Source organism: Albibacillus kandeliae (assembly GCF_003116585.1).
Lineage (GTDB): Bacteria > Pseudomonadota > Alphaproteobacteria > Rhodobacterales > Rhodobacteraceae > Albibacillus > Albibacillus kandeliae.
The window spans coordinates 427,808-447,824 of the sequence record NZ_QEHM01000006.1 but is presented as its reverse complement, the minus strand read 5'-3'; the positions used below and the strand labels follow the sequence as shown (position 1 = coordinate 447,824).

Below are 20,017 nucleotides of genomic sequence, written 5' to 3'. Positions count from 1 at the left end.
CCCGCGCGTTGACAGGCCGGACCCCGCTGCGGAGAGATCCCCGCTGTCATTGTCAGCGCGTGATTGAGACTGCCCGATGGATATTTCCGACCGGTTCCAGTGGAACTACAACATTGCATCGCTCGGTATGCCGGACGTGCTGCCGAACATCACCTACACGCGCAGCTTCGACGCCAACGGTGACGGCATTACCGATATCCTTGCCGCCACAGACAACTACGGCGACGACAGCACCGACTATGCGGCGTACCTGTTGCTGGGCGACGCCAACGGGGGCTTTTCCATCGGGGCGCAACTGCCCGGCCGCTACGTGCCCCGCGATGCTGCCGTGGGCGACCTGAACGGCGACGGCGACATGGATTTCTACGTGGCCTACACCGGGCCCGACACCTCCGAAGCGCCGGGCGAGAAAGACGTCCTGATGATGAGCGACGGGGCGGGCGGCTGGACAGCGGTGTCGTTTCCCAACCCGGCGACCGGGTTCTCGCACAGCGTCGCCATAGGCGACATCGACGACGACGGCGACCTCGACATCTTCGTGCAGACCAACGGCGACGAGGACAACGCGCAGCCGTTCCTGCTGATCAATGACGGGAGCGGCAGCTTTACCCTCGACCGCAGCGCGCTGCCCGAGAGCATCGCGACGCAGAACGATTCCAGCAGCTACATTCGCCAGCAATGGGCCGAGTTCGCCGACCTGAACAACGACGGTCTGGCGGACCTGATCGTCGGCAAGCAGGAGGAACCCGGGACCAATCCGCCGCGCAAATCGTGGATCTTCTTCAATCAGGGCGGCAGCTTTGACGACGACCATGCCGTCGTTCTGCCGGACCACAAGAAGCTGAGGAACGCGCAGGAGGTGATCGACCTGCAGGCCGTCGACCTCGACGGCGACGGCGACCTTGAACTGGTGATGATCGGTCAGGGGCGTCGCGCGGGCGAGGGCTACACCTCGGAGTTCGCGATCCAGGTCTTCGAGGTGTCGGACAACGGCAAGGTGACCGATGACAGCGCGCGGTGGTTCGGGGCCGACGCGGGCTATTTCTCGGGGTCCCAGATTCCCTACGGGCTGAACTTCTACGACGTGAACGGCGACGGGCGCCTCGACATCGTGCCGCAGGGCTGGAGCGGGCCCTACAACGACGGCGCGTTCCCGGTGCTGCTGCTGAACGGCGGCGAGGGCGTTTTCCAGATCTACGATGCGGTCGATGTCGAGTCCGACCAGACCTACTTCTTTGGCTCGCACACGTTGCCGACCTTCGACAACGGGGTGCTGCGCTATGTCAGCGTTGATGCGAACCCGGAGACCGGGATGCTCGACATAAGGGCGATCGAACTGGTGGGTGACCTGCCGGAGGTCACGACCGGAATGTATCGCCTTGGTGCCAACCGGGGCGAGGTCATGGCCGGGCAGGCCTTTGACGACACGCTGATGGGGCGCGGCGGGGACGACCGTATAGGCGGGCGGCGGGGCGACGACGACCTGCGCGGAGGGGCCGGGGCCGACACGATCTCGGGCGGCGAAGGTGCGGACCGGCTGCGCGGGGACGGCGGCAACGACGAGTTGAACGGGGACGCGGGGCGCGACATCCTGTTGGGCGGCGCGGGCAAGGACGTGCTCAAGGGCGGCACGGGCAACGACCGCCTGCGCGGTGAGGCAGGCAACGACGTGATGCGCGGAAATGCCGGGAAGGACACCTTTGTCTTTGGTGCGGGCGACGACCGCGACCGGATCATCGATTTTCAGGACGACCACGACACGCTCAAGCTGCTGCCCGATCTGGGGGTGTCGACCCTGCGGCAGGCCCTGCGTCATGCCAGCGAGGTTTCGGGCAACGTGGTATTCGACTTCGGCGACGGCGATATCCTGACGGTTCAGAACATCACCATCGCCGACCTGCGCGACGATATCGTGTTCGGCTGATCAGCCAGCCACGTGGCTGCGGCCGCCCTGTGCGTCCTCGGAGTAAAACCAGCCGTCGGGGTAGGGGTACCACCAGTCGGCGAGCCTTGCCTTGGGGTCGATCACGGCCATTTTGGGCTGGCGGAAGGCGTCGAGCCCCTGCCGCCCCAGCGTGCGGCCGAGGCCGGAATTCTTGATGCCGCCGAAGGGCAGCGCGTCGTTGTCGACCAGCGGGTTGTTGACCCAGACCATGCCGGCTTGCAGTTCGTTCACCGCGCGGAAGGCTTCTTCCAGATCATCGGTGAAGGCGCAGGCGCCGAGGCCGAAGGGGCTGTCGTTGGCCATCGTCAGCGCCTCGTCGAAGTCCTTGACCCGGATGATCGAGACGGCAGGACCGAAGATTTCCTCGGTCAGGATCGCCATGCCGGGTTTGACGCCGGTGAGGATGGTGGGTTCGTAGAACCAGCCGGGGCCCGCGCCTTCGGGGATCTTGCCGCCGCATTCGATGGTGGCGCCCTGCGCCACCGCGTCCTCGACCAGCCGCATCACCTTGGCGCGGGCGGGTTCGGAGACCAGCGGGCCGATTTCGGAGATGCCCATGCCGTCGCCGATGCGGAGCTTTTGCGCGTGGGCGACAAAGGCCGCGACAAAGGCATCGTGAACTTCGTCCACCACATAGATGCGCTCGGTCGAGGTGCAGACCTGCCCCGATTGCAGGAAGGCGGCGGTGACGGCTCCGGCGGCGGCGACGGTGAGGTCGGCGTGCTTGGAGACGATCAGCGGATCGCTGCCCCCGGCCTCGATCACTGCCGGTTTCAGGTGCTGCGCGGCGGCGACGGCCACGGCCTTGCCCGTGGGGACCGAGCCGGTGAAGGCGACAGCGTGGGTCTTCGGGCTGTCGATCAGGTGCTGCCCGACCGCACCACCGCCGGGGAGGCAGGCGATGAGGTCGGTCGGAAGAGCGTGGAAGAACTCCATGAACTTCATCGCGCAGAGGGTGCCTGCGGGGGCGGCCTTCAACACGATGCCGTTGCCTGCAGCAAGCGAGGCAGCGATGGACCAGCAGCCGAGGATCAGGGGGAAGTTGTAGGGGACGATATGGACCGTGGTGCCCAGCGGCTCCCATGTCTGGAACTGGAACGAACCGGGCTGCATCGTCCCTGCGATCTTGCCGCCGTCGTTGCGGGCCATTTCGGCGTAATAGCGGAACACCGGCGGGATGTTGGCGATCTCGCCGATGGCCTCGGGGAAGGGCTTGCCCGTCTCAAGCGTCATGAGGCGGGCGACCTCGGTCATGTCGCCCGCCTCGATATCGTTCGCGACCTGATGCAGGATGCGCGCGCGGCTCTTCTGGTCGAGCGCCGCCCAGCCCTTTTGCGCCGCGTTCACACGGGCGAGCACGCTGTCGATCACCTCCGGGCCGGGTTCGCCATAGACCCCGGCGGGCTCCAGCGTGGAGGGGTTGATCAGCGTCACCCCGGCGCCGTCGAGCGGGACATGCGCGGGGTTCAGGAAATAGCTGGGCTTGGCGGGGTCGAACATGGGGAAACCTTTCGGATGACCCGCGCTCAGCGGATCATGTAGACCTTCTTGATCGTCTCGTGGACCGTGCAGACGCCCTTCCAGTCCTGCGGAAAGAAGGCGGCGGTATCGGGGGTGATCTCGATCACCTCGCCCGATTCATGGACATAGGTGCAGCGCCCTTCGAGGAAGTGGCAGAATTCGTCACGGGTGACGTGGCACTCCCACTTGCCGGGGGTGCAGACCCAGAGTCCGCATTCGCTCTCGCCATTGGGGCCCTTGTGCAGGACCTTGCCGGAGGTGTGCGAGCTGCCCTCGATCATCGTGGGGATCACGCCCCAGTCAACGAGGTTGTCCTGTTCCAGCGGTTTGTTCATCACCGGAGTCGTCATCGGTTTCTACCTTTCAAAACAGCGCATAGACGTTGCGCATTTCTTCGTGGACGGCGCATTCGCCGCTCCAGCCTTTGGGGAACATCACCACCGTGCCCGCGCTGACCTCGATCACCTCGCCCTCGTCGGAGGTGTAGGTGGCGCGGCCCGCCACGAAGTGGCAGAGCTCGTCGGCGGGGAGGGCCAGACGCCAGCGGCCCGGGGTGCAGACCCATGTGCCGATCTCGGGGCGGTTGTCGGGGCCCTTGTGGACCAGACGCCCGGAGGAACGGGATTGCCCCTCCAGCGCTGCCGGTTGAACGCCCCAGTCGACCAGATCGGTTCGGGTGGAGACGTCGTAGAGGTGCGGTGCACTGCTCACTTGGACAGGATCCCGTCGAGGATTTTCGCCGCCTTGGTCGGACCGTGGCGCGACTGCATGTGGGCCGAGGTCTCTGCCAGCTTGGCCTGCATCGCCGCATCGGTCAGGCAGGTTTCCAGCGCCTTGGCCAGTTCTTCGTCGGTCCAGTCGTAGCGGTGGAAGCCGAAGCCGTGGCCGGTTTCCTGCACGCGCATGGCGTTGTCGTGGCCGTCCCAGACATAGGGCATGATGATCGCCGGTTTGCCGAAATAGAGGCACTCGGTGAAGGAGTTGTTGCCGCCGTGGTGGATCACCGCGTCGACCTGCGGGATCACCGAGGGCTGGGGATACCAGCTGGCGATATGCACGTTGTCGGGGATGTCGGCGTACTCGCCGATGTAGTCGCCCACGTTGACCAGTGCGCGGTAGGGCAGGCCCGAGAGGGTCTTGATGATCCGCTTCAAGAGGTCGGTGTCGCCAGAACCGAGCGAGCCGAAGGAGACGTAGAGCAGCGGCTTGTCGTTGTTGGCCTTGAAGGTCGGCACCTCGTAGGGCTCCTCCTCGCGCACGCAGCCTTCGAGGTACTGGAACTGGCCCGGATCAAGCGGCGTCTCGCGCTCGAAGGCGACGGGCTCGGGGTAGAGCAGGAGGTTCATGGTCGGCGAGGGCTCGAAGAATTCGCCGAGGTGATAGGGGGCTTCGTCGTTCTCGGCGAGGAAGGCGTTGTAGTCGTCGTGGATCGGCTGGATCACTTCCTTGAACCGCGCGTCATAGGCGGCCATGCCCTCGGGGTCGTTCACCGAAACACCGGAGAGATGCGGCGGCACCTTGGGGTCGGGGATCTCGTTCTCCGAGCAGGAGATGATGCGGACCCAGGGCACGCCGAACTGCTTGATGGCGGGGAACATGATCACGTTGTCGACGCAGATCATGTCAGGCTTGATGGCGGCCAGCACGCCCGGCAGGTCCTTTTGCGCCCACTTGGCGCTGTCCACGATCGCCTCCCAGCATTCCTTGACGTAGTTGTCGATCTGCTCGATCGGCGACTTGCGGAAGTTGGGGATGTGGCCGTTGATAAAGTCTTCCCAGAACTTCGCCATCACCTCCGGGTCCATCGGTTCGGAGAGCGCCACCGGGTGCGCCTCGAAGCCGTAGCCCTTGTAGACATCGACAAAGCCGGGGTCGGAAAGGAAGACGGCCCGGTGGCCGAGCTTTTCGCAGGCCTGCGCGATGCCGACCGAGTTGAGGGCGGGGCCGAACGCGGCCTCGGGGAAGAAGGCGATGGTTTTCTGTGACATGCGGTGACTCCCTGTTTTGTTCGTTGTTCAGTTGAGCGGCAGGACGCGGGAATACTCCGGCTCCCACACGCAAAAGACGGGCTGGCCCGGCTGCGGCACCTTTTCGCCCACGCGGGCGGCGGGGATGCGGGCGGCGATGGAGGTGCCGGCGGCGCGCACATGCGCGACGAGGTCGATGCCGTGATAGGCGATGTCCTCGACCGTGCCGGGAACCGCGTTGCGCCCGTCTGTCGGGGCCTCGGTCGTCAGCGTCACGCGCTCGGGGCGGACGGCGATGGAGGCCGGGCCGGAGAGGGTGCTCTCGCCCTTCAGCAGGCCGATCCCGGGGACCTCGACGCCCTCCCGCGTGGCGGTGCCGTCTAGGAAGTTCATCACGCCGATGAAGTTCGCGACGAAACGGGACGAGGGATGTTCGTAGAGTTCCTGCGGCGCGCCGACCTGTTCCAGCCGCCCGTCGCGCAGCACGGCGATGCGGTCGGCCATCACAAGGGCCTCTTCCTGGTCGTGGGTGACGATGAGGAAGGTGATGCCGACCTCGGACTGCATCCGCTTGAGTTCCAGCTGCATCTCCTCGCGCAGCTTCTTGTCGAGCGCCGAGAGCGGTTCGTCGAGCAGCAGCACGCGCGGGCGTTTCACCAGCGCGCGGGCGAGGGCGACGCGCTGGCGTTGACCGCCGGAGAGCTGGTCGGGCTTGCGGTTGGCGAACTGCGTCAGCTGGGCGCTGGCCAGAACCTCGGCCACACGGGAGCGGATCTCGTCCCTTGGCAGCTTCTCCATCTCCAGCCCGTAGGCCACGTTCCGCTCCACGCTCATGTGGGGGAACAGGGCGTAGGACTGGAACATCAGGTTCAGCGGGCGATTGCGGGGCCGGGTGTGCGTCACGTCCTGTCCGCCGACCAGCACGGTGCCTTCCTGCGGCATCTCGAACCCGGCCAGCGTGCGCAGCAGGGTGGTCTTGCCGCAGCCAGAGGGGCCGAGCAGGGCGAAGAATTCGTTGTCGCGGATCGACAGCGACACGCTGTCAATGGCGGTGAAGGTGCCATAGCGCTTGACGATATTGCGCAGCTCGACGCCTGTGCTCATCGGGTGAAAACCTCTTTGTCTGCGCGCTGGGCCACCAGCACCAGCGTGAAGGAAACAAGCATGACGATGGTCGCCATCGCGTTGATCTCGGGCGTCACGCCGAAACGGATCATCGCGTAGATCTGCATCGGCAGGGTGGTGGAGGAGGAGCCCGGCCCGGCGGTGAAGAAGGCGATGATGAACTCATCGACCGAGAGCGTGAAGCTCAGCAGCGCGCCCGCGATGACACCCGGCGCGATGGCGGGCAGCAGGACGCGGCGGAAGGTGGTGAACTCGGACGCGCCGAGGTCGGCGCTGGCCTCGAGGATCGAATGGTCGAAGTTGCGCATCCGGGTGCGGACCACGGCGACCACGAAGGCGATGTTGAAGACCACGTGGGAGAGGATGATCGAGTGCAGCCCCAGCGTCACGTTCAGGAACGAGTAGAACGACAGCAGCGCGATGGCGAGCACGATGTCGGGGATGATCATCGGGGCGAAGAGGACCGCATCGAGTGCCGAGGACTTGCGGCGGGTTTCGACCCCCACGGCGAGCGCGGTGCCGATCACGGTGGCGAGCACGGTCGAGATCACGGCGACGATCAGCGTATTGCGCGCGGCCTTGATGATCGGGTCGGCGGTGAAGAGCTTGCCGTACCATTCGAGCGAGAAGCCGGTCCAGACCGTCGGCAGACCCGCGCGGTTGAAGCTGAGGGCCATCAGCACGAGGATCGGCACGTAGAGGAAGGCATAGAACAGCACGAGATGCAGTTTCAGACCGGCGCCCATCTTCATGATGCCCGTCCTTCGCCGGCGGCGCGGTTGGTCAGAACGGCTTGGGTGAACAGCAGCGCCATCATCACTGCGATCAGGAACATCGACAGGGCCGCGCCAAAGGGCCAGTCGCGGGCCGAGAGGAACTGGTCGTAGATCAGGTTGCCGACCATCTGGAGGCGGCCACCGCCCAGCAGGTCGGGCGTGATGAAGTTGCCGATGGAGAGCACGAAGACGAAGACGCCCCCGGCGGCGACGCCGGTGATGGTCTGCGGCAGGATCACCCGGCGGAAGGTGGTGAAGCCCGGCGCGCCGAGGTCTTCGCTGGCCTCGATGGTCTCGCGGTTGATGCGGTTCAGGGAGGAGTAGATCGCCAGCACCACGAAGGGCGTGTAGTTGTAGACCAGCCCGACGATGACGGCGAAGTTGTTGTAGAGCAGGGGCAGCGGTTCGCTGGTGACGCCGAGCCCGATCAGCGACTGGTTGATCAGCCCCTCGCGGTTCAGCATCACGATCCATGCGTAGGTGCGGATCAGGTAGTTGGACCAGAAGGGCAGGATCACGAAAATCAGCAGCGCGGTCTGGTAGCGCTGGGGCGCCCGGGTGATCGCATAGGCGGCGGGATAGGCCAGCAGGATGGCGAAGAGCGTGGCCAGCCCCGCGATCTTGGCCGAGCGCAGGAAGATCCCGAGGTAGAGCGGGTCGGCCGCGCGCTGGAAGTTCTCGAAGGTAAAGATGTAGTCGATGCCGCCGTAGACCCCACGCTCGAAGAAGGCGTAGGTGAAGATCAGCGCGCAGGGGATGACCATGAACAGGGCCAGCCAGCCCAGCCCGGGGGCCAGCAGGATCACCGATTTCAGCGTGTTTCTCATGAGGTTCGGCAGCCTGCCCGGTCGAGCGGTCCGGCCCGCTTTCGCAGCGGGCCGGACCGGATTGCCTGTATGTAGCCTTACTGCGCGGCCATGATCTGGGTCACCGTCCGCGCGAACTCCTTCTGACCCTTGCCGAGGTCACGAAGCTGCTCGTACTTGATCAGCTCTTCGGGCTTCATGCCCATGTTCGGAAAGCTTTCGATCAGCGCCGGATCGAGGGCCTCCATCGCCGCCTTGTTCGGGGTCTTGTAGAGGATGTTGGAGGCCACCCAGACGCCGGTGTCCTGACCAAGGACGTAATCGACGAACTTCATCGCCGCATCCTTGTTCTCGGAGGCCTTGGTGATCACGATGGTATCGACCCAGAGGTCCGACCCTTCCTTGGGAATGGTGTACTTGATCTCGGCATTCTCGGCGATGCCGTAGTTGCACCAGCCGTCCCATGCCTGAACCATCGTCGCCTCACCCGAGACCAGCTTGAGGTAGAAGGTCGAGTCGTCGTAGGCCAGCAGGTCCTTCTTGGCCTTGATCAGCAGCTCCTCTTCCTCGGTCAGGGTGCCGGTCGAGGTGTCGTTGAGCGACTTGCCGAGGGCGAGGGCGGCGGCGCCCATCAGCCAGCGGTCTGTCGAGAGCATGGTGACCTTGCCCTTGAGATCGTCGGCGGGCGCCAGCAGATCCATCCACGAGGTGGGCTCTTCCATGCGGTCGGCGCGGTAGCAGAGGCCGGTGGTGCCCCAGGCGTAGGGCATGGAGTAGGCGTTGCCCGGATCGTGCGCCAGCTCGGTCGCCTCGGGGTAGAGGTTGGCGACGTTGGGCACCTTGGCGTGGTCGATGTCGGCGACGAGGCCGAGGTTGTGCAGTGCCTCGGCGAAGGGGGAGGAGACGAAGAGGACGTCATAGCCCTTGCCGCCACCGGCGACGACCTTGCCCATGATCTCCTCGTTCGTGGCGTGAACCGAGAGCTCGGCCTCGATGCCGGTCTCGGCGGTGAACTTTTCCAGCAGGTCGGGGGGCATGTAGCCGTCCCAGTTGGAAATGACGATCTTGTCGGCATGGGCCGCGCCGGCCAGCAGCGCGAGGGCGCAGGCGGTGGACGCGGTCAGGCGCGCGAACGTGCGACGTGGTGCATCGGAGGTGGTCATCGGGGTCTCCCTGTTGTGTCGAGACGTATGTTTTGCGGTTTTCGCTTGTTTATGAGATGACGGTATTTTTTACGTCAAAAAAACACAACAATTTTGTTGGAAATCTTGTTGGGCCGTGTTCCAATCGGTAAAGCGCAGTTTTTATTGATGAAAAAATAGTCTTCCTGCGGAAGGGGATGCGACATGGCGGGCGCCGACAGGCACGCGAAGCTGGCGGAACAGATCCTTGATGCCGTGCTGGGCATGGGGCTGCGGCGCGGTGACCGGCTGGTGGAGAAGCAGCTGGCCGAGACCTGCAACGTCTCGCGCACCCCGATCCGGTCGGCGCTGAAATTCCTTGAGGGGCAAGGGGTTGCGGAGAAGCCCGAAGATGGCGGATTTGTCCTCGCCTGCGATGCGGACGATGCGGTGGCGCGGCTGCGGGCAGGGAGCGGGGGGCGCGACGGTGAACTGGCCGAGCGCATCATCCGCGACCGCAACGCGCGGCGGCTCGATTCGGCGGTGAACATCTCGGACCTGATCCGGCGCTACGCGGTGACCCGGAACGCGGCGCAGAAGGCGCTGGAGACCCTCCAGCGGCGCGGGGTGATCGAGCGCGCCGAGGGGCAGTCGTGGGTCTTTGCCCGGATGCCGGGAGACCGGGCGGCGCTGGCCGACAGCTACGACTTTCGCCTGATGCTCGAACCGCAGGCGATCCTGTCGCCGGGGTTCCGGCTGGACGAGGCGCGGGCGACGTTGGTGCGGACCCGGACCGAGGCGCTGCTGGCGCAGTCGGACCATTCCATCGACCCGGCCGACTTCCGCGAGATCGACCTTGCCTTTCACCGGCTCATCGCGCGCTCGTCCGGCAACGCCTTTGTCACCGAGACGCTGATGGCGCATCACGGATTGCGGGCGATGGCGGGGGACAGCGGCGACCTCAACGACTTCCGCATCCGGCAGGCGCTGGACGAGCATGTGCGGATTCTGGACTATCTGAGCCAGGATCAATATGAGCTGGCGGCGGACCTGATGCGGGTACACCTGCGCATTTCCCGCAACCGCCGGCCGAGCGTGGCCAACCGGGGGGCGCCCGCGCTGGCCTTTGCGCTGCGGGCCGCGCGATGAGCCACAGGGACGCCAAGGCGCGCTGAGACGAGACAGGTATGAACCGATCCACAGCCCCGGTCATCGCGATGTTTCCCGAAGCCAGCTTCGGGGCGGCGCTGAACTGCGTGGGGATCGCGCAGGAGTTGCGGCGGCTGGGGGCGAACCCGGTGTTCCTGACACACGGCGGGTTCGAGGGGGTGTTCTCGGGCTATGGCTTCGACGAATACGCGATCCCCGGTCAGGCCGAGCTTTCGGCGGAGGAGACGCGCAGCTATTGGCAGGCGTTCCTGAACCAGCACCTGCCGCACTTCAACCTGACGCCCGAGGCGCAGCTGCCGACCTACGTGGCGCCGGTCTGGGAGGCGATCGTGGACTCTGCGCTCGGAGCCGAGGAGGGGCTGGCGGCGCTGCTCGACCGGCTCAGTCCCGATGTCGTCGTGGTCGACAACGTCATCACCTTTCCTGCCGTGGCGCGGCAGGGCGCGCCATGGGTGCGGGTGGTGTCCTGTGCCGAGACCGAACTGGCCGACCCGGGGGTGCCGCCGTACCTCTCGGGGCTGGCTGCCGGAGAGGACTGCGACGCCTTCCGCGCGCGCTACGTCGCCGAGACCGGGGCGGCGCATGACCGCTACAACGCGTTCCGGCGGGACAGCGGGCTGGACCCCTTGCCCGATGGCGAGTTCATGGAAGCCTCGCCCGACCTGAACCTGCTGCTCTCGCCCTCGCTGGTGCGTCACGACCGGAGCCGGCCGCTCGACCCGGACCGGTTCGTGTTCCTCGAAGGGTGCGTGCGGCAGGAGAGTCCTTACCGCGTGCCGGAGTTTCCCCGGGACGGCGGGCCGCTGGTCTATGTCAGCTTCGGCAGCCTCGGCGCGATGGACGTGGCCTTCTTCCAGCGCCTGATCGACGTCTTCGAGACGCTGCCCGCGCGGTTCCTCGTGAACGTGGGGGCGCAGATCGAGCATTACTCGCGGGTGCCCGACAACGTGCATTTGCAGGACTGGTTCCCGCAGCCCTCGGTGGTGGCGCAATGCGACCTGTTCATCCACCACGGCGGCAACAACAGCTTCTGCGAGGCGCTGTACTTTGGCGTGCCCTCGCTGATCTTGCCCTATTGCTGGGACGGGCACGACAATGCCCGGCGCGCCGTCGACTGCGGCGCGGGGCAGATGCTCCACCGCTGGGATTGGACGCCCGAGGCCCTGGGCGCCGCGGTCGAGGGGCTGCTGGCGGATACCGGGATGCAGGAGCGGCTGCGCGAGAACGGGGCCTTCATGCGCGCGCAGGGCCATGTCCGGCTCGCGGCCGAGCGTATCCTCGCGCTGGTCTCCGGGCGCTAGCCGTTCACGCAGTTCAGGCTGACGTGGGTCACCACGATGCGCCAGCCCTCGGGCGTGCGCTTCCAGACCTGGCTCTGCGCGCCGCGTCGTCCCGAGCCGGTGCGCCGGTACTCGCAGGTCGCCACGCCGGTATCGGGGCCCAGCACGAGGATGCGCAGGTCGGTCACCTCGCGTTCGATATCGCTGATGTCACGCGCGCGGCGAAAGTCGGAGATCTGCTGGTGTCCGTAGAGACCGCCATCGGGGCTGAGGCGCACGACGCGCGGGTCCTCCCAGAAAAAGGTGCTGAGCGTCGTGATGTCGTTGGTCCCGAGCGCGTGTTCATAAGCGCCCACGGCCTCTCGGATTTCCGCCTCGATGGCGGATTGATCAAATGCGGTCATGCTGTCCTCCCCACTTCCGGCAGGTATTGCCGCAATCAAGAGTCGAATGGAACGCCTGTTGAGCGAAAAGTTCAATTGCCGGATTCAGGGGGGTGCCATGCGGGCTGGCGATAGCTACGGCCAGGCGGCGTAGGAGCGGTCACCGGCGGCGCGGCGGTCCTGCGCGCGGCGGCGGTAGCGGGCGGGGCTGAGCCCGGTCTGGCGCGCGAAGAAGCGGGTGAAATAGGCCGGGTCGGAAAACCCGAGCCGGAAGGCGACCTGACCGACCTGCATCCCGGTGTTGGCCAGCAGCTCGCAGGCCTCGCGCATGAGGTCGCGGTGCAGGTAGCCCTGTGGCGACAAGCCGGTAGCCCGCCGCACCGCCGAGCCCAGCCGGTCGCGGGTGACCCCGAGCAGCCGCGCGTAATCCGCGACGGTGCGATGTTCGAGCCGGTGGCGGCTCGCCAGTTGCACGAAGCGCTCGGCCAGTCCTTGGGGGCTGTGCCCATGGTCCAGCAGGTCGGCCCGCGCCGCGCGCCAGAGCTGGATCAGCAGCAGCCCGAGGATGTGGGTCTCGGCCACCTCGCCGCCGGGCAGCGCCGAGGCGCGCTCCTGCGCGAGGTTGTCGAGCAGCGGGGCGATGCGCAGGTCGGGGGAGAGGGCGAGCGAGAGGCGCTGTGCCAGCGTGCGCCGCATGTGGTCGCCAAGCGGTGTCGCGGGAATGCCGTGCAGCAGAAGGATCTCGGGGATCGAGACGAGGGTGCCGCGACTGCCCGGTTCCACCACGCATTCGCGACCACCGCCGTCGGGCCACCACGCAAGGCGCGGCGCCTCGGTCGCGGCGAGGTCGCCCTCGCTGCGCAGCTGGGCGGCGCCCGACTGCAGGACGAGAAGGTGCGCGGCCCCGTTGCGCAGGCCATAGGCGGCCCGGGTGAGCGGGTTGCGGATGGTCTGGACAGAAACGGCGAGGCGGGGCGGTGTGGGCTGGTGCATGGTGCGGGCAGCCTTGCGCGGTGAAGCCATACAATCAAGCAAAAGTACAAGAGTTCGCCGCATATGTGCATTTTTGAAGCCGGGGGCCAGCGCTAGACTGTGTCCTGCGCCGGCATCCCGGGAGGAGACCGAGGGGGGACGGCGGGACAAGACGGCCCTGCTGCGGGCGGGCCGCAAGGGAGGACAGAATGGACAAGTTCACACGACGCAGGTCGCTCTGCGCGATGGCGCTTGCCGCGGTTGCACTGACGGCGCAGCCGGCGCTGGCAGATGGCGAGACGGTCAAGATCGGCTACGCGGTATCGCTGACAGGGCCCAATGCCACTGGGGCCGGGATCACCACGATCCCGAACTACAAGCTGTGGGTGAAGGACGTGAACGATGCCGGCGGGCTGGAAATGCCCGACGGCTCGAAGCGGATGATCGAGGTGATCGAGTACGACGACCGTTCCTCGAACCAGGACCTCGTGCGCGCCATCGAACGGCTGGCATCGCAGGACAAGGTCGACCTGATCCTGCCACCCTGGAGCACCGGGGCCAACCTGGCCATCGCACCGCTGATGGACCGGTTCGGCTATCCGCAGCTGGCGGTGACCGCGGTGACCGACAAGGCCCCGGAGTTCGCCGGGCGATGGAAGCGGAGCTTCTGGATGCTGGGCGGCGGGCACGACTATGCCAAGGGGCTGGTCGAGGTGCTGACGGCGGCGCGCGAGGCGGGCAAGATCAACGACAAGGTCGCGGTGGTTTCGGTCGCGGACGGGTTCGGGATCGACCTGATCAACGGCGCGCGCCCGGCCTTTGAAGAGGCGGGCTTCGACCTCGTCTATGACAAGAGCTATCCGCTGGGCACCTCGGACTTCGCCGCGATGATGAGCGAGGCGCAGAATTCGGAGGCCGACAGTTTCGTCGCCTTCTCCTATCCGCCGGACAGCTTCGGCATGACCAAGACGGCGATCTCGATGGGCTACAACCCGGCGGTGTTCTACGTTGGTGTCGGCGGTGCCTTCCCGATCTACCCGGGGATCACCGAGGGCAAATCCGACGGCGTGATGTCGATCGGCGGCGTGGACGTGAACGGGCCGGGGATCAAGGACTACTTCGCCCACCACGCCGAGGTGACGGGCAACCCGCCCGACAGCTGGGCTTCGGCCATCACCTACGCCTCGCTGCAGATGCTGGAGCAGGCGGTCAAGCGGGTCGGACTGGACCACGCCGCGCTGGCGGAGGAACTGTCGACCGGCTCCTTCGACACCCTCATCGGGACGGTCAAGCTGGAGGACAACCAGCTGCGCGATCTCTGGTGGGTCGGGCAGTGGCAGGACGGCGTGTTCAAGGGCGTGAACCCCTCCGACAAGCCGGGCGCCTCGGCGCCGACCATTCCGAAGCCCGAATGGTAAGACCCTGAGCTCCACCCAGCGCGGCGGACATGCTGCCGCGCTGGGTGGGCCGATCAACCCTGAAGAAACATGATCATGACAACGCTTATCCTCGGCCTTGTGCTGGGCGGAACCTATGCGCTGCTCGCGCTTGGCCTGACCCTGCAGTACGGCATCGCCCGCATCATGAACCTTGCCTATGGCGAACTGACGCTGGCCGCCGCCTTTGTGCTGGTGGCGCTGTTCAGCGGTCTGGGGCTGTCGCCGCTGGCTGCAATCGTGCTGATCGCACCGGCGGGCTATGGCGTGGGCTGGCTCCTCTATACCGTGATGATGCGCCCGCTGGTGCGCCGGTCCGGCGCGTCGGGGCGGCTGGAGGTCGACTCGATCCTTGCCACCTTCGGGCTGCTGTTCGTGGTGCAGGGCGTGTTGCTGGTGATCTTCGGGGCGAACCTCACCTCCATTTCCTACCTCGACCGCGGGGTTTCCGTGCTTGGCGTCTCGGTGGCGCTGAACCGGCTGATCGCCTTTGGGATCTGCGTGGTCGTCGGGGGCGGGCTGGCGCTGGCCATGACGCGGACGCGCTGGGGGCTGACCATGCGGGCGGTGGCGCTTACGCCGGGGTCGGCGCCGCTGGTCGGGATCGACGTGAACCGGGTGGCGCGGCAGGGCTTTGCGCTGGGCACCGCGCTGGCGGCGACGGGCGGGGCGAGCATTGCCATGTACCAGACCTTTTCGGCGACGGACGGGGTGATCTTTACCATGAAGGCGCTGATCATCGTGATCATGGGCGGGGTCGGCAACGTGACCGGCGCGCTGATCGCCGGGCTGGCGCTGGGGCTGGTCGAGACCTTCGTGGCCACGGCGATCGACCCGGGCCTGACACTGGCCGCGACCTTCGCGATCTTCCTCGTGGTCCTGTTGTGGCGGCCGCAGGGCCTGTTCGGGCGGGGGTGAGGCAGATGCGGTTTATTCTTCCCCTTGCCGGTCTCGCGGCCCTTGCCGTGATGCCGATGTGGCTGAGCGAATATGGTCTCGGCCTGATGATCGGCCTCGTGACCTATGTGACGCTGGCCTCGGCCTGGGCGCTGTTCTCGGGGCACACGCGCTATATTTCGCTGGCGACGGCGGCCTTCTACGGGACGGGGGCCTACGTGGTCGCCGTGCTGAACGAGGTGCTGCCCTATCCGCTGGTCCTGCTCTCGGCGGCGGGCGTCGGGCTGGCGATGGCGCTGGTCGTGGGGCTCTCGACGCTCAGGCTGGCGGGCATCTACTTCGTGATCTTCACCTTCGGCCTCGCCGAACTCGTCCGGCAGCTGATCACCTGGTACGAGGTGAACGTGACCGGGACGCTGGGGCGCTACATCTTCCTCGACGTGACCGCGCGGGGCATCTACTGGCAGATGCTGGCGCTGGGCGCGGCGACGATCGCCCTGACCGCCTGGGTTCATCGCAGCCGGCTGGGGCTGGCGTTGCGCGTGGTCGGGGACGACGAGGTCGTGGCGGCGCATTCCGGCATTCCGCTGGCCCGCACCAAGCTGGTCGCCTTTGCCCTCTCGGCCACCATCCTGACGGTCGCCGGGGCCATCGCCTCGCCGCGCTATGTCTACGTGGAACCCGCGATCGTGTTCAATCCGACGGTCAGCTTCCTGACGGTGATCATGGCGCTGCTGGGCGGAGCGAACCGCCTGTGGGGGCCGGTGCTGGGCGCGGCACCGCTGTTCCTGGTGTTCGAATACCTGTCGGTGCACTTCCCCGACACCTACCCGATCTTCCTTGGCCTGCTGTTCATCGCGGTGGTCTTCCTGCTGCCCGACGGGGTGCTCGCCGGGATCGAGAAGCTGCGGGCCCGGCGGCGGGAGGCACGGTCATGACGCTGCTGCGGGTAAAGGCGCTCGCCAAGTCCTTCGGCGGGCTGAGGGCGGTCGACGATGTGTCCTTCACGGTGGCCGAGGGCGAGATCGTCGGGCTGCTGGGGCCGAACGGGTCGGGCAAGACGACGCTGATCAACCTCGTCTCGGGGGCCTTTCCGGCGACGGCGGGAACCGTCCGGCTGGGAGATGTCACCCTGACCGGTCAGCGGGCCGACCGGATCGCCCGCGCGGGCGTGGCGCGGACCTTTCAGCTGGTGCGCATCCTGCCCTCGCTGACGCTGGAGGAGAACGTGATGATCCCGGCGGTGTTCGGGGCGCGGGCGCACTGGGGCGCGGCGGCGCGCGAGGTGGCGGCGCGGGCGCTGGAGCAGGTCGGGCTGGCCGGGCGCGCGGGCGTCACGGCGGGCGAGCTGACCTATATCGACCAGAAGCGGCTGGAACTGGCGCGGGCGCTGGCGGCGGAGCCGAGGCTGCTGCTGCTGGACGAATGGCTGGCGGGCCTGAACCCGACGGAACTGGCCGAGGGGATCGCGCTGATCCGCGCGCTGACCGGTTCGGGCATCACCATCGTCATGGTGGAACATATCATGGAGGCGGTCCGGGCGCTGTGTCCGCGCGTGCTGGTGATGAATTCGGGCAAGCTGATCGCGGACGGCGAGACCGGCACCGTGCTGGCCGATCCGCAGGTGATCGCAGCCTATCTGGGGGAGGTGAGCGATGCTTGAGGTCGAGGGGCTTACGGTCGCCTATGGCAAGCACGTCGCGCTGAACGATGTCTCGCTGTCGGTCGGGCAGGGCGAGATGGTGGCGATCCTCGGGGCGAACGGCGCGGGCAAGTCCTCGCTGCTGGGCGCGATCAGTGCGCGGGTCGCGGCGCGGGCCGGACAGATCACCTATCGCGGGCGGGCCCTGGCCGGGGTGCCGCAGCACCGGCTGGTCGAGATGGGCATCGCCATCGTGCCGGAGGGGCGGGGCATCTTTCCGGCGATGAGCGTGGCCGAGAACCTTGCCCTCGGGGCCTTTCCCGATCGTGCGCGGGGGGACGCCGCCGCGCAGCGCATGGAGGTCTTTGACCTGTTCCCCAAGCTGGCCGAGCGGCGCGACCAGATCGCGGGCACCATGTCGGGCGGCGAGCAGCAGATGGTGGCCATCGGGCGCGCGCTCATGTCGGCCCCCGACCTGCTGCTGCTGGACGAGCCCTCGCTGGGGCTGGCCCCGGTGGTGACGCAGGGCGTCTTCTGCGCGCTCGAACGGATCCGGGCGACCGGGCTGACGGTGCTGATCGTGGAACAGAACGCGCGGGCCACGCTGGCTTTGGCGGACCGCGCCTACCTGATCGAGGCGGGGCGGATCATCGGGTCCGGCCGGGCCGAGGAACTGAGAAATGACCCCGCCGTGGTGCGCGCCTTCCTCGGCGGCGCCTCTGCCGGGACTTCGTAAAAGGACAGGACATGGAACAACTCAAACTCTACATCGACGGCGCCCATCTGGATGCCGAGGGCGGCCGGACCTTTACCCGCGAGAATCCGGTGACGGGCGAGGTGGTGACGAGCGCGGCGGCAGCCTCGCTGGAAGACGCCGCCCGCGCCGTGGATGCGGCGGCGCGCGCCTATGCGGGCTGGTCGCAGACCGGGCCGGGGGCGCGTCGCACGGCGCTGCTGGCCGCCGCGGACTCGCTGCGTGCCCGGGGCGACGACATCGTCGCAGCGATGAAGGACGAGATCGGCGCGACCGAGGCCTGGGCGCGGTTCAACGTGATGCTGGCCGCCGACATGCTGGTGGAGGCGGCGTCGCTGACCACCCAGATCAAGGGCGAGATCGTGCCCTCGAACCGTCCGGGCAGCATGGCGATGGCGATCCGGCAGCCCGCGGGCGTGGTGCTGTCGATGGCGCCGTGGAACGCGCCGGTGATCCTTGGCGTGCGCTCGATCGCGACGCCGCTGGCCTGTGGCAATACCGTGGTGATGAAGACCTCCGAGCTGTGCCCGCGCACCCATGCGCTGATCGTCGAGGCGGTGGCCGAGGGCGGGTTCCCGAAAGGCGTGGTCAACGCGATTTCGAACGCGCCCGAGGATGCCCCGGCGCTGGTCGAGGCGCTGGTGGCCAACCCGGCGGTGCGGCGCGTGAACTTCACCGGCTCGACCCGGGTCGGCAAGGTGATCGGCGAACTGGCCGGGCGCTATCTGAAGCCCGCGCTGCTGGAACTGGGGGGCAAGGCTCCGATGATCGTGCTGGAGGACGGCGACATCGACGCGGCGGTCGCAGCGGCGGGCTTTGGCGCCTACATGAACCAGGGTCAGATCTGCATGTCGACCGAACGGATCATTACAGTGGGCGCGGCGGGCGACGCCTTTGCCGAGGCCTTCGCGGCCAAGGTGGAGACCCTGACGGCGGGCGATCCGCGCGAGGGCAGCAGTCCGCTGGGGTCGCTGGTCAACCGTTCGGCGGCCGACCGGGTGCGCGACCTCGTCGCCGATGCCGTGGACAAGGGCGCGGTGCAGATCGCCGGGGGCGGGGAGGGCACCATCCTGAACGCCGCCGCCATCGACCATGTGACGCCCGAGATGCGGCTCTACTCGGAAGAGAGCTTTGGCCCCGTGGTCGCGATCATCCGCGCGCAGTCGGTGGACGAGGCGGTGCGGATCGCCAATGACAGCGAGTTCGGCCTGTCCTCGGCCGTGTTCGGGCGGGACGTGATGAACGCGATGGCCGTGGCGCGCCGGATCGAGAGCGGCATCTGCCACATCAACGGCCCGACCGTGCACGACGAGGCGCAGATGCCCTTTGGCGGGGTCAAGTCCTCGGGCTATGGCCGGTTCGGCGGAACCTGGGGCGTGGCCGAGTTCACCGAGCTGCGCTGGATCACCGTGCAGGACGGTCCGCTGCACTACCCGATCTGAGGCGGGTCACGCCTCGGAGGGGGCGGAGGCGGCGAGGAACATGTCCACGCCGCTGCGCACCACGCGGTCGATCTCCTCGGGAGAGGGCGGCGTGGGGCGCTTGTTGAAGATGCGCTGGCGCCAGAGGCCGGCGGTCGAGAGTTCGATGATCTGATAGCTGGCCAACTCGGTGTCTTCGAGCTGGAGGCGCCCGGCGGCGATCTCCTGTTCCAGCAGCTGCCTGAGACGGTTGTGCGACTTCTGGGCGCCCGCGTCATAGAAGCGGCGCACCATGTCGGGCAGCTTTTCGATGGTCCCGATCACGATGCGCTGAGCGCTGATCACGCGCTCGGAACAGAGCGCCGTCGCCAGCGCGGTGCCGTAGGCGATGAGCTTGTCGCGCAGGGGCCGGTCGGACTCCAGCAGCGCGTCGAGCCCGGTGAACAGCCGGTCGCGCTCGCGGCCGACCAGCGCCTCGAAGAGGTCGGTCTTGTCGGCGAAGTAGACGTAGATCGTGCCCTTGGACACGCCGGCCGTCTTGCAGACGTCGTTCATGCTGGTGGCGTCGAAACCCTTGTCGAAGAACACCCGGTAGGCCCCGTCGAGGATCTGGTCGCGCTTGGCCGGATCGGTGCCGGCCGCGTGGCGGGTGCGGCGCATGCAGCAGTCGGACGTCTTGTCGGCTTGGTCGCTCATGGGCGCGGGTCTCTCCGGGGCAGGATTGCCTGGGTCCTATATAATCGAACCAAACGGTTCGATGAACCCTTGAAATGGAGAACGCAATAGATTACGTGACGGATC

The 20,017-nt window shown here is 67.0% G+C and carries 20 protein-coding genes; 9 read left to right on the top strand and 11 right to left on the bottom strand.

From position 1 onward, the window contains the following. The first annotated feature begins 76 nt into the window (after positions 1 to 76). A complete protein-coding gene (locus DDT93_RS15485; protein ID WP_109466748.1) occupies positions 77 to 1,924 on the top strand; it encodes an FG-GAP-like repeat-containing protein in 1,848 nt (615 codons plus the stop codon). On the opposite strand, the gene DDT93_RS15480 is transcribed toward DDT93_RS15485, so the two are convergent. From DDT93_RS15480 to DDT93_RS15445, 8 genes are all read right to left on the bottom strand, one after another. Then, positions 1,925 to 3,445 (bottom strand): aldehyde dehydrogenase family protein, encoded by a 1,521-nt coding sequence (locus DDT93_RS15480; RefSeq protein ID WP_109466747.1) that lies wholly within the window; start codon positions 3,443 to 3,445, stop codon positions 1,925 to 1,927. Between the two features lie 26 nt (positions 3,446 to 3,471). Further along, positions 3,472 to 3,816, bottom strand: a complete 345-nt coding sequence (locus tag DDT93_RS15475) for a cupin domain-containing protein (RefSeq protein ID WP_109466746.1) — start codon at positions 3,814 to 3,816, stop codon at positions 3,472 to 3,474. Positions 3,817 to 3,829: 13 nt separating this feature from the next. After that, positions 3,830 to 4,177: a cupin domain-containing protein gene (locus tag DDT93_RS15470; protein WP_109466745.1), complete on the bottom strand. Its 348-nt coding sequence runs from the start codon at positions 4,175 to 4,177 to the stop codon at positions 3,830 to 3,832. After that, on the bottom strand, positions 4,174 to 5,454 hold the full coding sequence (locus DDT93_RS15465) for a nucleotide disphospho-sugar-binding domain-containing protein (protein ID WP_109466744.1): 1,281 nt from the start codon (positions 5,452 to 5,454) through the stop codon (positions 4,174 to 4,176). The genes DDT93_RS15470 and DDT93_RS15465 overlap by 4 nt, the downstream gene beginning before the upstream one ends. Before the next feature lie 27 nt (positions 5,455 to 5,481). Next, complete coding sequence (locus tag DDT93_RS15460; RefSeq protein WP_109466743.1) at positions 5,482 to 6,537, bottom strand: ABC transporter ATP-binding protein; 1,056 nt, start codon at positions 6,535 to 6,537, stop codon at positions 5,482 to 5,484. Continuing rightward, positions 6,534 to 7,310, bottom strand: a complete 777-nt coding sequence (locus DDT93_RS15455) for an ABC transporter permease (RefSeq protein ID WP_109466742.1) — start codon at positions 7,308 to 7,310, stop codon at positions 6,534 to 6,536. Before DDT93_RS15455 ends, DDT93_RS15460 begins: the two co-directional genes overlap by 4 nt. Next, entirely contained in the window at positions 7,307 to 8,161 is an 855-nt protein-coding gene (locus tag DDT93_RS15450; protein ID WP_109466741.1) for an ABC transporter permease, read from the bottom strand. The genes DDT93_RS15455 and DDT93_RS15450 overlap by 4 nt, the downstream gene beginning before the upstream one ends. 77 nt (positions 8,162 to 8,238) lie before the next feature. Continuing rightward, a complete protein-coding gene (locus tag DDT93_RS15445; RefSeq protein ID WP_109466740.1) occupies positions 8,239 to 9,303 on the bottom strand; it encodes a polyamine ABC transporter substrate-binding protein in 1,065 nt (354 codons plus the stop codon). Positions 9,304 to 9,486: 183 nt separating this feature from the next. On the opposite strand from DDT93_RS15445, the gene DDT93_RS15440 reads away from it, so the two are divergent. After that, positions 9,487 to 10,410 carry a GntR family transcriptional regulator gene (locus DDT93_RS15440; protein WP_109466739.1) on the top strand — a complete coding sequence of 308 codons (924 nt, stop codon included), beginning with the start codon at positions 9,487 to 9,489 and terminating at the stop codon, positions 10,408 to 10,410. A gap of 38 nt (positions 10,411 to 10,448) precedes the next feature. Beyond that, on the top strand, positions 10,449 to 11,732 hold the full coding sequence (locus DDT93_RS15435; protein ID WP_109466738.1) for a nucleotide disphospho-sugar-binding domain-containing protein: 1,284 nt from the start codon (positions 10,449 to 10,451) through the stop codon (positions 11,730 to 11,732). On the opposite strand, the gene DDT93_RS15430 is transcribed toward DDT93_RS15435, so the two are convergent. Then, positions 11,729 to 12,115 carry an AtzH-like domain-containing protein gene (locus DDT93_RS15430; RefSeq protein ID WP_109466737.1) on the bottom strand — a complete coding sequence of 129 codons (387 nt, stop codon included), beginning with the start codon at positions 12,113 to 12,115 and terminating at the stop codon, positions 11,729 to 11,731. The two genes, DDT93_RS15435 and DDT93_RS15430, sit on opposite strands and share 4 nt — an antisense overlap. A 114-nt stretch (positions 12,116 to 12,229) precedes the next feature. Beyond that, complete coding sequence (locus tag DDT93_RS15425; protein WP_157960189.1) at positions 12,230 to 13,087, bottom strand: helix-turn-helix domain-containing protein; 858 nt, start codon at positions 13,085 to 13,087, stop codon at positions 12,230 to 12,232. Positions 13,088 to 13,275: 188 nt separating this feature from the next. Here DDT93_RS15425 and DDT93_RS15420 point away from each other — a divergent pair, with 188 nt between their 5' ends. The 6 genes from DDT93_RS15420 (at position 13,276) to DDT93_RS15395 (ending at position 19,237) form a co-directional block, all read left to right on the top strand. Further along, entirely contained in the window at positions 13,276 to 14,484 is a 1,209-nt protein-coding gene (locus DDT93_RS15420; protein WP_109466735.1) for an amino acid ABC transporter substrate-binding protein, read from the top strand. Between the two features lie 75 nt (positions 14,485 to 14,559). Next, complete coding sequence (locus DDT93_RS15415; RefSeq protein ID WP_232825468.1) at positions 14,560 to 15,420, top strand: branched-chain amino acid ABC transporter permease; 861 nt, start codon at positions 14,560 to 14,562, stop codon at positions 15,418 to 15,420. Between the two features lie 5 nt (positions 15,421 to 15,425). Further along, on the top strand, positions 15,426 to 16,337 hold the full coding sequence (locus DDT93_RS15410; protein WP_109466733.1) for a branched-chain amino acid ABC transporter permease: 912 nt from the start codon (positions 15,426 to 15,428) through the stop codon (positions 16,335 to 16,337). Further along, entirely contained in the window at positions 16,334 to 17,062 is a 729-nt protein-coding gene (locus DDT93_RS15405) for an ABC transporter ATP-binding protein (protein WP_109466732.1), read from the top strand. Before DDT93_RS15410 ends, DDT93_RS15405 begins: the two co-directional genes overlap by 4 nt. Beyond that, positions 17,055 to 17,777, top strand: a complete 723-nt coding sequence (locus DDT93_RS15400) for an ABC transporter ATP-binding protein (protein WP_109466731.1) — start codon at positions 17,055 to 17,057, stop codon at positions 17,775 to 17,777. The genes DDT93_RS15405 and DDT93_RS15400 overlap by 8 nt, the downstream gene beginning before the upstream one ends. An 11-nt stretch (positions 17,778 to 17,788) precedes the next feature. Next, on the top strand, positions 17,789 to 19,237 hold the full coding sequence (locus tag DDT93_RS15395; RefSeq protein ID WP_109466730.1) for an aldehyde dehydrogenase: 1,449 nt from the start codon (positions 17,789 to 17,791) through the stop codon (positions 19,235 to 19,237). A gap of 6 nt (positions 19,238 to 19,243) precedes the next feature. Here DDT93_RS15395 and DDT93_RS15390 read toward each other — a convergent pair whose 3' ends face one another. Beyond that, a complete protein-coding gene (locus DDT93_RS15390) occupies positions 19,244 to 19,912 on the bottom strand; it encodes a TetR/AcrR family transcriptional regulator (protein WP_109466729.1) in 669 nt (222 codons plus the stop codon). Positions 19,913 to 20,017 lie beyond the last annotated feature (105 nt).

Excerpts from the sequence above, each read along its gene's own strand:
- DDT93_RS15465 (WP_109466744.1), bottom strand. The coding sequence starts at position 5,454 with ATGTCACAGAAAACCATCGCCTTCTTCCCCGAGGCCGCGTTCGGCCCC.
- DDT93_RS15390 (WP_109466729.1), bottom strand. The coding sequence starts at position 19,912 with ATGAGCGACCAAGCCGACAAGACGTCCGACTGCTGCATGCGCCGCACC.
- DDT93_RS15475 (WP_109466746.1), bottom strand. The coding sequence starts at position 3,816 with ATGACGACTCCGGTGATGAACAAACCGCTGGAACAGGACAACCTCGTT.
- DDT93_RS15460 (WP_109466743.1), bottom strand. The coding sequence starts at position 6,537 with ATGAGCACAGGCGTCGAGCTGCGCAATATCGTCAAGCGCTATGGCACC.
- DDT93_RS15420 (WP_109466735.1), top strand. The coding sequence starts at position 13,276 with ATGGACAAGTTCACACGACGCAGGTCGCTCTGCGCGATGGCGCTTGCC.
- DDT93_RS15445 (WP_109466740.1), bottom strand. The coding sequence starts at position 9,303 with ATGACCACCTCCGATGCACCACGTCGCACGTTCGCGCGCCTGACCGCG.
- DDT93_RS15435 (WP_109466738.1), top strand. The coding sequence starts at position 10,449 with ATGAACCGATCCACAGCCCCGGTCATCGCGATGTTTCCCGAAGCCAGC.
- DDT93_RS15480 (WP_109466747.1), bottom strand. The coding sequence starts at position 3,445 with ATGTTCGACCCCGCCAAGCCCAGCTATTTCCTGAACCCCGCGCATGTC.
- DDT93_RS15430 (WP_109466737.1), bottom strand. The coding sequence starts at position 12,115 with ATGACCGCATTTGATCAATCCGCCATCGAGGCGGAAATCCGAGAGGCC.
- DDT93_RS15415 (WP_232825468.1), top strand. The coding sequence starts at position 14,560 with ATGACAACGCTTATCCTCGGCCTTGTGCTGGGCGGAACCTATGCGCTG.
- DDT93_RS15400 (WP_109466731.1), top strand. The coding sequence starts at position 17,055 with ATGCTTGAGGTCGAGGGGCTTACGGTCGCCTATGGCAAGCACGTCGCG.
- DDT93_RS15395 (WP_109466730.1), top strand. The coding sequence starts at position 17,789 with ATGGAACAACTCAAACTCTACATCGACGGCGCCCATCTGGATGCCGAG.
- DDT93_RS15410 (WP_109466733.1), top strand. The coding sequence starts at position 15,426 with ATGCGGTTTATTCTTCCCCTTGCCGGTCTCGCGGCCCTTGCCGTGATG.
- DDT93_RS15425 (WP_157960189.1), bottom strand. The coding sequence starts at position 13,087 with ATGCACCAGCCCACACCGCCCCGCCTCGCCGTTTCTGTCCAGACCATC.
- DDT93_RS15455 (WP_109466742.1), bottom strand. The coding sequence starts at position 7,310 with ATGAAGATGGGCGCCGGTCTGAAACTGCATCTCGTGCTGTTCTATGCC.
- DDT93_RS15405 (WP_109466732.1), top strand. The coding sequence starts at position 16,334 with ATGACGCTGCTGCGGGTAAAGGCGCTCGCCAAGTCCTTCGGCGGGCTG.
- DDT93_RS15485 (WP_109466748.1), top strand. The coding sequence starts at position 77 with ATGGATATTTCCGACCGGTTCCAGTGGAACTACAACATTGCATCGCTC.
- DDT93_RS15440 (WP_109466739.1), top strand. The coding sequence starts at position 9,487 with ATGGCGGGCGCCGACAGGCACGCGAAGCTGGCGGAACAGATCCTTGAT.
- DDT93_RS15450 (WP_109466741.1), bottom strand. The coding sequence starts at position 8,161 with ATGAGAAACACGCTGAAATCGGTGATCCTGCTGGCCCCCGGGCTGGGC.